The organism is Halorientalis sp., from assembly GCF_028275115.1.
In the GTDB taxonomy this organism is placed as follows: Archaea; Halobacteriota; Halobacteria; order Halobacteriales; family Haloarculaceae; genus Halorientalis.
The window spans coordinates 27,310-39,258 of record NZ_JAQCNH010000029.1 but is presented as its reverse complement, the minus strand read 5'-3'; the positions used below and the strand labels follow the sequence as shown (position 1 = coordinate 39,258).

Genomic DNA, 11,949 nt, shown 5'->3' with positions numbered 1-11,949 from the left:
CGGTGCCGTGGTCCGCACGCCGAGTACAGCCGACGGTTCGCTTCGCTCACTGTAATGGGCCGCGAAGATGACGCCGAGGCGGAGATTTGAACTACACGGAGAAGGTCCTGCTCACTCGCTTCACTCGTTGTGCGGGCTGGAACTCCTCTCGTTCAAACTCCACTTGCCGCCCTGCCGACGGTACCGACTCGCGGTGCTCGTCGGAGTGTGTCGGCAGAAGCGCCGAGGAGGAGATTTGAACTCCTGAGTCCGTGAGGACAGTTGCTCTCGAAGCAACCGCCTTGGCCAGGCTAGGCTACCTCGGCTCGCTTCGATATTCTAGCGGTTGGTGTTTATCCGTTTCGTTTCGGAAGAGGGAGTGCTCTCTCGTCGGCACAACGGGTAAATGCGACGCCCCGGATGCTCCAGGCATGGAGATTCCCGACGCGAACTCCGTCCTGGACTCGGTCCGCGAGGAAGTCGGATCGGCGGTCGTCGCCGACGACGAGTTCCTCGACACGGTCCTCCTCGGTATCGTCGCTCGCGGGCACGTTCTCATGGAGGACGTGCCCGGCACCGGCAAGACCCTCACCGCCCGCAGCGTCGCCACGGCGCTCGGACTCTCCTTTTCTCGCGTGCAGTTCACGCCCGACCTCCTCCCCTCGGACGTGACCGGCACGAACGTCTACGACGAGCGCGACCGCACCTTCGAGTTCGCGGACGGTCCCATCTTCGCCAACGTCGTGCTGGCCGACGAGATCAACCGCGCGCCGCCCAAGACCCAGTCGGCGCTTCTAGAAGCCATGGAGGAGGGCCAGGTCACCGTCGACGGCGAGACACACCCGCTCCCACAGCCGTTCTTCGTCGTGGCGACTCAGAACCCGGTCGAGATGGAGGGCACCTTCGAGTTGCCAGAGGCACAGATGGACCGCTTCGCGATCAAGACCGACATCGGATACCCCGACGAGGCCGGCGAGGTCGAACTGCTGAGACGCCGCCGCGGCCGGGACACGCTCAGCCCGAGCGTCGAACCCGTACTGGCTGCCGGCGACGTGGCGGCTGTCCGGGAGGCGCCCGAGGCCGTCCGCGTCGATGACGACCTGCTCGACTACATGGCGGCCGTCGCTCGCGCGACTCGCGAGGACCGCCGCGTCGAAGTGGGCGTCTCGCCCCGGGGGACCCAGCGGCTGTTCGAGACCGCTCGTGCCCGCGCGGTGATCGCCGGCCGCGAGTACGTCATCCCCGACGACGTGAAGTGGGTCGCCGAACCGACGCTCGCTCACCGGCTGGTACTCACCCCGGACGCGCGCCTCGACGATGTCGAAAAAGAAAGTATCGTCCGGGCGACCCTCGACGAGATTCCCGTACCGACGGTTTAGGGTTCGGCGCGCGCGCCGTCGAAGTTGAGGTCGCCCTCGACGGCCAGCTTCTCCAGATGGCAGACTGTGGTCGCACGCGCGAGGTCACGAACACCAGTGAGGTCCTTCTCGTAGGCCTCGTCGAGCACCTCCTCGACCGTCCGAGCGCCTGCTACGACGGCTCGCCGGATCGATTCCTCGCGGTCGAGACGGTGGTCGAGGAGCCGTGCCAGCGTCGCTTCCGGGTCGTCGATCACCGGTCCGTGGCCCGGGTACAGGGTCCCGAAGCCACGAGCGCGAAGTCGACGGAGACTCGTCAGGTACGCGCGCATGTCGCCGTCCGGTGCGCCAACGACGACGCTTCCAGCCGCGACCGCCAGATCGCCGACGACAGCGCCACGACCCCAGGTGAGCGCGACGTGTTCCTGTGTGTGGCCAGGTGTGTCCACGATGCCGACTGTGCCGTCGGCAGTCCGGATCGAGTCGCCCGGAGCAAATGTGCGGTCGGGGGCGACACCGGTGGCCGCCTCGAACGCGCTGGTTCGGCCGGTGCGTGCCCACAGCGTCGCGTCGCAGGTACTGGCGTACTCGGCGACTGCGCCGACGTGGTCGGGGTGATAATGTGTCACTACGATATGACCGACACTCACCGCGTCGACGGCGTCGTCGAGGTCGCCGGTCTGTGCGGCGGGGTCGACCAGAACAGCGCCGTCGCTGCCGAGCAGATACGTGTTCGTCGTGCCGCCGGGACCGCGCGTAGCGGTATCGACGGGAACTCGGGTAACGTCCATATCCCACCCCAGGGCCACGCCGGTCAAAAGTGGCGGTGGTCAGCTACTGAGGTAGTAGACCTGTTTGCGCGCGTCGCGGAAACTGTAGCGCGACCCGACAAGATCGGACTCCTCCAGCCGATTCAGCGCGTACCGCACGGTCCGGTCTGGCAGCAGTGACTCCTCGGCGAGCTGACCTTGTGAGAGGGGTGCGTCGCCCTCCAGTACCTTTGCGACGAGCTTCGCACTCGGTGGAAGCTCCCGCAACCGCTCGCGAAATTCCGGATCGGCCAACGGGCTCTCTTCGCCGTCCTCCGTGTATGCACTTTCGTCCGTCCTCGTGCTCATATTTGAGCCTGTTCGAACACTACGTGTAAACCTTGGCTACATGTGTGACAAAACAATAGGAACAAATAAGTGCGTATTATGCGTCCTTATACAAAATATACCGACACAAATTATCGGAATCGGCAACGCACTCGCGTACGTCGAATCACCTCGTTCAGTCGGGAACTCGTTCCGCAAACATCCGTATAGTTACCACTTCGGCGTCCCGGGCGACACTGAGCGGTGCGTTTCAGTACCGTTTTATGCACTCCGAGCAGCAATCAAGGACAAGCCGTGAAGGGACAGGAGTGGTATCAAGAAGACGACATCGCCGAGGAGTATGAGGAAAAGCGGTTTTCTAAAGGGGGGCGACTCATCGACCGGCGGGAGAAACAGGCCGTGTTGGACGAGATTGGCCCGGTCGAAGACAGGAACGTACTGGAGATTGCCTGTGGGACCGGTCGGTTCACAGTCATGCTGGCCGAACGTGGCGCCAACGTCGTCGGACTCGACATCTCGGGACCGATGCTCCAGCAGGGCCGGGAGAAGGCAAAGCGTGTGGGTGTCGCAGAGAACATGAATCTGATGCGGGGCGACGCAGGGCGACTTCCGTTCCCCGACGACAGTTTCGACTCGGTGCTGGCCATGCGGTTCTTCCACCTGGCAGACCAGCCCGCCTCCTTTCTGAGCGAGATACGGCGAGTCTCGCGGGATCAGGTCTTTTTCGATACGTTCAATCGCTTCACTACGCGTTCGCTGTACAACTGGGCGCTCCCGATGGGGTCGCGGCTCTACTCGCGCTGGGAGGTGTCCCGGCTACTCGACAGCGCTGGCCTCCACCTCGTCAAGTCCGACCACGATTTCGCCCTCCCGTACGGACTGTATCGGGAGATTCCGAACAAACTGGCTAGCGTGTTCCGAGACGTCGACACCACGCTCATCTCGTCACCCCTGGGCAAGCGGTTGGCCTCGGTCTCGTACTGGCACGCCCGCGTCCCCTGACGGCGCGAGTTTTTAGGGGTCCGGGGGAGAACGAGGAGTATGGATCTCTCGGTGGTCGTTCCAACACTCAACGGGCGTGAGCGGCTGTCGGGCTGTCTGGACGCCCTCGCCGACCACGCGTTCGACGCCGAGGTCGTCGTCGTCAACGGACCCTCCTCGGACGGGACGACAGGGATGGTCCGGGAGCGCGACGACGTGGACCTGCTGGTCGATATCGCCGACCGCCGGCTCAACGCGGCGCGTAACGCTGGTCTTGACCGGGCGACCGGCGATGTAATCGCGTTCGTCAACCACGAACTGGCCGTCGAACCCGACTGGCAGTCGGCGCTCGAAGTCGGCATCGAAACCGCCGACGTTGTCACCGGCCCGACTCATCAAGAGCTCAAGGCTGGTATGACGACCGAGAGCGTCGAGTCCACGACGGTCAAGGGGCGCACGGTCACCTACTTCAACGGCGACAACGCGGCCTTCTCTCGGGCGGCACTGGACGCTGTCGACGGGTTCGACGAGTACCTCCTCACCGGCGGCGCACGCGACGTGGCCCACCGACTGGCCGGGCACGAGTACGAGGTCACCTGGCGCGGCGACATGTCGGTGCGTGGTGAGTACGGCACCGACGGCGGTGTGACCGACACCGACTGGCGCTGGAAGTACCGCTCGCTGGCGTACCGACTGACGAAGAACTACGGCGTTCGGCCGACCGTCGTCCGACGCCTCGTCGGTCACGCTCTCCGTGACGCCGGCAGTGCGCTCCGGGATGTCGCTGGCGGGTTGATCGAACCGTCGCAGTGGTTCGGCAACGGCCGGGACGTCCTCGCGGGACTGGCCGTCGGCCTCAAAGACGGCGTCGGTGCGCGGTGGCGCGACCGGACGCCGGCACGCAACCCCAACGGCCGGGCCGACCGCACGGACCGCGCGGTTTCGGTCTACGACTGGCGCTGAGTCCGGTTGGCCAGCAGGTAGACCTCGATGCTGTTGTACTGTCGGTGGCGAACTACCTGCCGGCTCTCGTTCACGACGTCCAGCATCCGCCGGCGCTCGCCCGGCAGGAACCAGAGGTGTGTCAGGACGAGCCACACCCGGTCGTGGCCGTCGGTCATGTTCCGGAGCGTCGCGTTGGGTGTGACGTAGCTTCCGTTCGGTCCCAGTCCGGCGTGGACCGGTCGTACCGTCACGTCCCGTCGGGTGCGGTAGTAGTCGAACGCCGACAGCCCGGCGCGGTCGATTACGAGGACCACGTCGCCGGATTCGGCCGCCGATTCCAGGTCGGGGACGGCCTCGTCCCACTGCTCTTTGCCCTCGGTCGTGTGGTAGTGCGCCGTCGCCGGCACGATGGCGACGACGAGCAGGCCGGCCAGCGCGTAGCCGACGTGGCGACGTTCGATGCCGAGTCCGAGTCGGTCGCGGTCGAGACTCGTGAACCCGCGAACCGCGAGCAGGACCCATGCCGGCGCGGCGGTGACCGTGTACCGGTCCCAGAACAGCGGCGTCACCAGGTACGACACCGCGACCAGTCCGAGGATCGGGACCAGTGCCCAGACGACGAGGAGGCGACGGTCGCGCCCGACCGGCCGCGACCGGAGTGCCAGGGCGACACCGACGGCGACGAGCAGACAGACCGCAAGTTCGGCCGTCCCGGCGGCAGTCGTAAAGTACTCGACGACGGTCCCGACGACCCGCCCCGGTCCCGGAGGGGAGATGAAATCGAAGCCGGCGACGGCGGTGTCGAGTTTCAGGAACCCGAGGACGAGAACCGGGGCGAGCAACCCCCAGCAGACGGCTTGGGCCCGCTCCAGGGTGGTCAGCTCGTCGACTCCGAGGACGTCACCGGCGGACAGGCGGTCGCAGACCGAGACGAGCCCCTGCGTGAGGAGGACGAACAGGCCGAACGGATGGACGGCCGCGGTCGAAAGTGTCGCGGTGCCGTAGCCGGCGGCCAGCCGACGGGTTGGCTGGCGTCGGAGCCGGAGGAACGTCAGGAACGAAACGAGGGTCAACATCGTCCAGAGGCTGTACATCCGCGTCTCCTGGGCGTAGTAGAGTTGGAACGGGGCGACTGCGAACACGAGGGTCGCGACCAGCCCTGTCGTCCGGTCGAACAGTTTCCGGCCCAATAGGTACAGCAGGGGCAGGGAGACGATGCCGAAGACCGCCGATGGGAACCGGACAGCGGTCGCGTCCGTACCGAACGCCGCGACCCAGACGTCGAGGAACACGTAGTACGGCGGGAGATGTGGTTGCTCGCTCGGGATAACCCACAGCAGTTCGAGCGGGCCGTGGTTCTCGACGAACCGGAGCGTGATTGCCTCGTCGACCCAGATACTCTCGACGCCGAGGCCGTACAGCCGCAGGGTCGCTCCGACGACGAGGATACCGGCCAGCGCCACCACGTACCGGTTTCGCCAGTCGATGTGGCCACCCACTGTCACTCTCTCTGCAGGTCTCGGTGATAAATACTACGGGACGGAGCGGTTCACCCCTCAGCGTCCGCCCGACGACGAGAGCTCCGGGACCACGCGGGAGGCGTTCTTCGAGAACACCTTCACCATCGCGTCTTCGGGCACGTCCAGCGTGAGAATCTCCATGAGGCCCACGTCGGGGTGGCTGGCCGGCGCGCCGCTACCGAAACAGATCCGATCGGGGTGTTCCATAATCGCCCGTTCGAGCGGCGTCCGGAAGCGGACGAAACTCGTATCGAGAAAACACGACTCCCAGCGGTCCAGCAGGGTGATGCCGTCGCCGATGAGTTCGCCGTCCAGCGGGTAGCCGCCGAAATGTTCGACGATCACGGGAAACTCGTACTCGAGCAGGTGGTCGGCCACGGCCCGGGGCGGGAACTGCTGACCGCTGTGAACGAGGACAGGGAGGCCGACCTCGGCGAGCCGTTCTAGGACGTCCTCGTCGGGGAGGCCGTCGGCTGCGGGGTGGAGTTTGAACCCGGCGAAGCGGTCGTCGTAGGCGTACTGCTCCACGTCCTCGGGCGAGGTGTGGTGTTCGTCCCGCGAGCTGGTGAGGTTGCGCAAACGCGCGCCCGGACTCGAACCGGCATCTCTGGCCCCGTTGATGCGGGCGAACGCGACGAACGAGCGGCCGACACTCATGCGGGCGACCGCGTTGTTGACCTTGAGATAGCTCCCGTCCCGGGACCCCGGGAACACGACCGACCGGATGACCCCCGCTTGGTGCATCTCCCGCTCGATTGTCTCGGGGTCGCCGGTTCGGGCGTCGGCCCGTCGCGTGTCGTCGGGCTCGAGACAGACGTGAACGTCGACGACGCGGAACTCGTGTTCCAGCTCCAGCATCCACCGAGGTAACGAACGGCCGTGTAATAACGGTTGCCCGCCAGATGGTCTGCCTCTGTTGCCGAATCCAACCGTCACCGCACCGATATCCCCTCGCCGTCTCTCGCTTTCCTCCGATAGCAAAGTTTATATAGAACCGCTTACCATCTCATTACTGACTATGTCTCAACAGCGACGGATGGGCGGCCAGCCCATGTTCATTCTCAACGAGGATTCCCAGCGGACAGAGGGGAAAGACGCACAGACATCCAACATCGCCGCGGGAAAGGCGATTTCAGAGGCGGTACGGACGACACTGGGTCCTCGCGGGATGGACAAGATGCTCGTCTCCGACTCGGGCGACGTGGTCATCACCAACGACGGGGCGACTATCCTGAACGAGATGGAGATCGAACACCCCGCCGCGCAGATGATCGTCGAAGTCGCCCAGACCCAGGAAGACGAGGTCGGTGACGGGACGACGACGGCCTCCGTGCTCGCGGGAGAACTTCTGAAGCAGGCCGAGGACCTGCTCGACGACGACGTGCACCCGACGACCATCGTCGAGGGGTACCACGAGGCTGCACAGTTGGCCCAGGCGGCAATCGACGCCGAGACACTCGACGCCGACGTGGACGAGCAGACGCTCCGCTCGGTCGCCGAGTCCTCGATGACCGGCAAAGGCACCGGCGACGTGAACGCCGGTGGCCTGGCCGAGACGGTCGTCGGGGCCGTCCAGCACGTCGACACCGACGCCGGCGTCGTCCGCGACAACATTACTGTCCGGACTCAGACCGGTGCCTCCTCCTCCGCGACCGAACTGGTCGAGGGCGTCATTGTCGACGAGGAACCGGGTCACGAGAACATGCCCCGCTCGGTCGAAGACGCCGCCATCGCTGTCGTCGACAACGATATCGACCTCAAGGAGTCAAGCATCGACGCCGAGTACAATATCACCGAGGTCGACCAGCTCGACCAGGCCATCGAGGCCGAGGAAGAGGAACTGCGTGGCTACGTCGACGCCATCGAGGACGTCGGCGCGAAGGTCGCGTTCGTCACCGGCGACATCGCCGACCGCGCGAAGGCCTTTCTCGCCAAGCGCGGCATCCTCGCCTTCGAGAGCGTCGACGACGACGACGCCAAGGCCATCGCCTCAGCAACGGGCGGTTCCCGCGCCGGCTCCGTCGACGACCTCGAAGCCGACGACCTCGGTGAGGCCGAGGCGGTCCGTGTCGACAAGTACGACGGCGACGACGTCGCCTTCATCGAGGGTGGCGCGGCCGCCGACGCTGTCACCGTCTTCGCCCGCGGTGGCACCGAACACGTCACTGACGAACTGGAACGCGCCCTCAACGACGCGCTTGACGTCGTGACCGCCGCACTCGACGAGGGCGGCGTCGTCTCCGGTGCCGGTGCCGCGGAGATCGCAATCGCGGCCCATATCCGCGACGAGGCCGCGAGCATCGAGGGCCGCAAACAACTGGCTGTCGAAGCGTTCGCCGACGCCGTCGACGTGCTCCCGCGCACGCTGGCGGCCAACACCGGCATGGACCCCATCGACGCGCTCGTCGACCTCCGCTCGGAGTTCGACAGTGAGGGCCGCGCCGGCATTATCTCCGAGGGTCAGACCGGCATCATCGGCGACCCCGTCGAGTACGGCGTCCTCGACCCCGCCGCAGTCAAGGAAGAGGCCGTCGAGTCCGCGACCGAGGCGGCGACGATGATCGTCCGCATCGACGACGTCATCGCGGCGGAGTGAACGATTTGGCCGTGAGGACTATCGGGTCAGAACGGTCAGTTCGCATCCGGCGGCGAACGACCGCAGCATAACGTCTCGACGTCCCGTTTTTTGAAGCGTCGTCCCGGAGCGACTGCGCCGCCCGTTCACTCGAACGACCCCTGGACCCAGCCGAGCCCCTCGACCTCGTCGCCCGGTTCGGGGACGTACCCGTCCACGAGGTTGTGGTCGGCGACGTACATCGACACGTCTATGTCGTCGCTCCCCTCGGCCCGGACGAGGGGGGCGCGGAGGCGGTACCCCGCGGTGTCGCGCCACGTCCATCGGGTCACGTCGTCGACGGTCGTCCAGACGGCGTAGTCGTCGGCGCCGCCCTTCTCGAACGGGAGGAATCCAGCCGTCGCGTCCGCTTTCGCGCCGTCAGCAGTGACGAGCGGCTCCGTCGGGTCGGCCGACTGGAGATTGTAAAGCAGTACTGACAGCGAGGCCGTCACGTCTCCCCCTGGTGGGGCCGACCGGTGGGCGAACCAGTCGACGTCGAAGCAGGTCACTGTCACCGCACCGACCGTCCCCTCGACCCAGGCCTCGACCCCGGACGCCCACTCCGTTCGGTCAGTCACGCCGAACTCGTGACCCACCCCGTCGGCGACCGGGTAGCCGGTGGTGACCTGTTCATCGAGCGTGACGACGGTTGCACCGACCGGATCCGGGGAGTCCCGGTAGCCGACGAGGGGCGCGCCTTCGTGCGTGCCGGCTTCGCTCGGAGTCCCGCCTTCGACCGTCGCCGTCAGGACCGTCCGGAGCGCAGCCTCTCGGCCCTCGGGCGCGAGGACGGTGTCCCAGTGACTTCCGTGACGCTGGCGTTCGGTCCCCCGCCGATCGTCTGTCGGTCCACTGTCGCCGAGGAGGTCGCCGAGCCAGTCGAACAATCCCATATCGGACCTGTCGGCCGACGGAGACAAAAACCCACGTTCCGGCGGGGGGGCGAGTGCCGCTCACTCCTCGACGACCACCTCGCCTTTCATCCCTGCCATCTCGTGGGGAACACAGTAGTACTCGTGAGTGCCGGCCGCCTCGAACGTGTGGGTGTAGGACTGGCCGGACTGAACGGCGCCGTCGCCGCTCTCCCACCCGGTTTCGGCGGCGGACTGGGACTCGAAGCCGCCGGAGGCCCAGTACCCTGCGCCCTCGGGAATCGCGTCCTCGTAGGCGACGACGTTGTGTGCCTCACCGGCGCGGTGTGCCCACGCGACCGTATCGCCCACTTTCACCGTGAGTTCGGCCGGCTCGAAGGCGACGGCCCGCATGTCGACGATGTGGTCGGCGCCGTCCGGCACGCCGTCTTGGACGTCGGGACCGCCCTGGAGGCTCGTTTCTTCGCTCTCGCCGCTGGCCTCGCCGCCTCCCTCGCCGACAGGAGCATCGGCCACGGCGTCGACGACGGCGAACTGTGCACGGGTCGAGGCGTCGGCGTAAGCCGTCGCGGCGCTCTCGACGCCCGACCCGGAGTCGAGGGCGCTGATGTAGTCGTCCAGCGCAGCCTCGTACCTCTCGTAGGTACTCTCGTCGGCTTCTTCGAGCATCTCGTGGACCGTCGCCTCCTCGAAGGCGGCGAAAGTGTCCTGCATCACGGGCGTGACGACGCTGGCGCCGCCGGCGCCGACGACTGCGTAGGCGGCGTCGACTGTCTTCCCGTAGAAACTCTTCGCGGTGCCGTAGACGGTGCTGCCGTCGTTGGCCGCGGCGCCGACCGCCGAGAGGTCGCTCTCGAAGCTCTCGTACAGTTCCGAATCCGATTCCTCCAGCGCCTCGTGGAAGCCGCCGGCGCCGGCCTCGAAGCCGGCGAAGGTCTCCTGGACGACGCTGTTCGCGCGCCCGGACTTGCCGAGCGCGGCGACGCCCGCGGCGTCGAAGATCCGAGCGGCCATGTACGCGGTCTCGCCGGCACCGACCTGGCCGGTCGACCCGGCGGTCGTCTCGAAGCCGAGCAGTTCGTCGAGCACGCCCGTCGCGTGGGTCTCGACGCCGCTGTCGTTCGTGTTCTCGAAGGCCGTCTGCAGGGAGCCGAGGTGTGACTCGAAGGACTCGTAGGCCTCGGCGTCTGCCGCCTCGAAGGCCTCGTGGAAGCCGAGTTCGTTCTGCTCGAAGGTCCGGAACAGGGACTGTGCAATCTCTGCGGCGGTGTCGGCGCCACCGAACCGGTAGACCTCCCGGGCGTCCTGGAGTCGCGCTCGGAAGAACTCGGCTTCGAGGACCGCCGAACCGGTGTCGCCGACCAGCGCCTCGATACCCGTCACGAGGTTGTCGTCGACCGCTGCCAGCGCGTCGTCGACGCCCGCGGAATCACCGCTGTCGATGGCCGAAATCAGCGAGTCCAGTCCGCTCTCGAAGCTCTCGTAGGCCTCGCTGTTGGCCTCTTCCAGCGCGTCGTGAGCCCTCGCACCCTCGAAGTGCGCGAACACGTCCTGAGCCATCGTCTGTGCGGTGTCGGTCTCGCCGCGGGCCGCGACCCAGTGCGAATCGTGGACGCGTGCGCGATACGTCGTGAGAACGGCGGCGTGGGCCTGTGCCTCGCCGGCACCGCCCATCGAAGCGAGCGTCGCGGCGTCCCAGCCCTGTGCCTGGTAAGCCGCGAGTTGGCCCGCGCCTGCGACGTTCCGGCTGCCGGCGACGGCGTAGGCCCCGGTCGCCGAGGCGCTCAACGCTGTGTTCGTCGCGCTCCGGACTCCCGCCACGTCACCGGACTGTGCGGCCGAAATCGCGTCCTCCATCGCGCCTTCGAGGCGCTCGTACGCCTCGCTGTCGGCACTCTCGACCGCGTCGTGAGCGGGCGAACTCTCCCACCAGCTTAGCACTTCTTGTCCGACCGAGGCCGCGCCCTCGACGTCGCCGGCGGCGGCGAGCAGTTCGACGTTGTTCACGGCCGCGCCGAACCGGAGGACCGCCAGCGCGTTCGCGCCGGTCTCGCCGATGCGGGCAACGGTCGCCTCACGGAGGTTGGTGTTGGCCGTCCGCCAGCCGTCCCGGGCGGCCTCGGCGTCACCTGCGTTCAGCCTCTCGTTCATAACGACCAGTCCGTCCTCCTCGAAGCCGCTGTAGTTGGCCTCGTCCGTGGCTTCGAGGTACTCGTGTGCGCCGTACTCACCGTTGGCACTCTCGAACTGGGCGAACACGCTCTGACCGACGCTCGCGCCTGCCTCGGTGTGGCCCGCGACACCGAGGGTGAACGCGTCGTCGAGTCGCATCCGCATCGCCGTCCACTCCGCGGCGACGGCCGCCTCCGCGCCGACGCTCGTCGAGCCCGCTTCGGCTTCTGAGTCACCCTCGGCCGAAGCCGGCGTGTCGGCGTCCGCGCCTGTCGCCGTTTCCGTCGGTGTGCCGTCCTGATTGCTGCCGCTACACCCTGCGAGTCCCAGCCCTGCAGCCACCGCCGTGGCCGTCCGGAGCAGCTGTCTTCTGTTCGCGTTCATCAGTTTTAGGGTGACCTAATCCAC

Annotated in this window: 10 protein-coding genes and 1 tRNA gene; 4 read left to right on the top strand and 7 right to left on the bottom strand. The window is 66.7% G+C overall.

Annotation, left to right across the window (positions count from 1 at the left end; genetic code table 11):
* Positions 1 to 220: 220 nt before the first annotated feature.
* Positions 221 to 305: transfer RNA gene (locus Q0964_RS04800), tRNA-Ser, on the bottom strand.
* A 105-nt stretch (positions 306 to 410) separates the two neighbouring features.
* Here Q0964_RS04800 and Q0964_RS04795 point away from each other — a divergent pair.
* Positions 411 to 1,358, top strand: coding sequence for an AAA family ATPase (locus Q0964_RS04795; RefSeq protein WP_299264107.1), 948 nt, complete (start codon positions 411 to 413; stop codon positions 1,356 to 1,358).
* On the opposite strand, the gene Q0964_RS04790 is transcribed toward Q0964_RS04795, so the two are convergent.
* A complete protein-coding gene (locus Q0964_RS04790; RefSeq protein ID WP_299264104.1) occupies positions 1,355 to 2,128 on the bottom strand; it encodes an MBL fold metallo-hydrolase in 774 nt (257 codons plus the stop codon). The two genes, Q0964_RS04795 and Q0964_RS04790, sit on opposite strands and share 4 nt — an antisense overlap.
* A 39-nt stretch (positions 2,129 to 2,167) precedes the next feature.
* Entirely contained in the window at positions 2,168 to 2,455 is a 288-nt protein-coding gene (locus Q0964_RS04785) for a MarR family transcriptional regulator (protein ID WP_299264101.1), read from the bottom strand.
* A gap of 273 nt (positions 2,456 to 2,728) precedes the next feature.
* Here Q0964_RS04785 and Q0964_RS04780 point away from each other — a divergent pair, with 273 nt between their 5' ends.
* A complete protein-coding gene (locus Q0964_RS04780; protein WP_299264098.1) occupies positions 2,729 to 3,436 on the top strand; it encodes a class I SAM-dependent methyltransferase in 708 nt (235 codons plus the stop codon).
* 39 nt (positions 3,437 to 3,475) lie between these two features.
* Positions 3,476 to 4,378 carry a glycosyltransferase family 2 protein gene (locus Q0964_RS04775; protein WP_299264095.1) on the top strand — a complete coding sequence of 301 codons (903 nt, stop codon included), beginning with the start codon at positions 3,476 to 3,478 and terminating at the stop codon, positions 4,376 to 4,378.
* Here the strand turns inward: Q0964_RS04775 and Q0964_RS04770 are convergent.
* The gene (locus Q0964_RS04770; RefSeq protein WP_299264092.1) at positions 4,363 to 5,859 is read right to left on the bottom strand and encodes a glycosyltransferase family 39 protein; all 1,497 of its coding nucleotides are present in this window, start codon (positions 5,857 to 5,859) and stop codon (positions 4,363 to 4,365) included. The two genes, Q0964_RS04775 and Q0964_RS04770, sit on opposite strands and share 16 nt — an antisense overlap.
* A gap of 57 nt (positions 5,860 to 5,916) precedes the next feature.
* A complete protein-coding gene (locus tag Q0964_RS04765) occupies positions 5,917 to 6,738 on the bottom strand; it encodes an amidohydrolase family protein (RefSeq protein WP_299264090.1) in 822 nt (273 codons plus the stop codon).
* Between the two features lie 178 nt (positions 6,739 to 6,916).
* On the opposite strand from Q0964_RS04765, the gene thsA reads away from it, so the two are divergent.
* On the top strand, positions 6,917 to 8,476 hold the full coding sequence (gene thsA, locus Q0964_RS04760; protein ID WP_299264515.1) for a thermosome subunit alpha: 1,560 nt from the start codon (positions 6,917 to 6,919) through the stop codon (positions 8,474 to 8,476).
* A gap of 125 nt (positions 8,477 to 8,601) precedes the next feature.
* On the opposite strand, the gene Q0964_RS04755 is transcribed toward thsA, so the two are convergent.
* Complete coding sequence (locus tag Q0964_RS04755) at positions 8,602 to 9,390, bottom strand: hypothetical protein (RefSeq protein ID WP_299264088.1); 789 nt, start codon at positions 9,388 to 9,390, stop codon at positions 8,602 to 8,604.
* Positions 9,391 to 9,450: 60 nt separating this feature from the next.
* The gene (locus Q0964_RS04750) at positions 9,451 to 11,925 is read right to left on the bottom strand and encodes a DUF5059 domain-containing protein (RefSeq protein WP_299264086.1); all 2,475 of its coding nucleotides are present in this window, start codon (positions 11,923 to 11,925) and stop codon (positions 9,451 to 9,453) included.
* Positions 11,926 to 11,949 lie beyond the last annotated feature (24 nt).

Coding starts and splice junctions, on each gene's coding strand:
- Q0964_RS04750 (WP_299264086.1), bottom strand. CDS start 11,925: ATGAACGCGAACAGAAGACAGCTGCTCCGGACGGCCACGGCGGTGGCT.
- Q0964_RS04765 (WP_299264090.1), bottom strand. CDS start 6,738: ATGCTGGAGCTGGAACACGAGTTCCGCGTCGTCGACGTTCACGTCTGT.
- Q0964_RS04775 (WP_299264095.1), top strand. CDS start 3,476: ATGGATCTCTCGGTGGTCGTTCCAACACTCAACGGGCGTGAGCGGCTG.
- Q0964_RS04755 (WP_299264088.1), bottom strand. CDS start 9,390: ATGGGATTGTTCGACTGGCTCGGCGACCTCCTCGGCGACAGTGGACCG.
- Q0964_RS04785 (WP_299264101.1), bottom strand. CDS start 2,455: ATGAGCACGAGGACGGACGAAAGTGCATACACGGAGGACGGCGAAGAG.
- Q0964_RS04795 (WP_299264107.1), top strand. CDS start 411: ATGGAGATTCCCGACGCGAACTCCGTCCTGGACTCGGTCCGCGAGGAA.
- Q0964_RS04790 (WP_299264104.1), bottom strand. CDS start 2,128: ATGGACGTTACCCGAGTTCCCGTCGATACCGCTACGCGCGGTCCCGGC.
- thsA (WP_299264515.1), top strand. CDS start 6,917: ATGGGCGGCCAGCCCATGTTCATTCTCAACGAGGATTCCCAGCGGACA.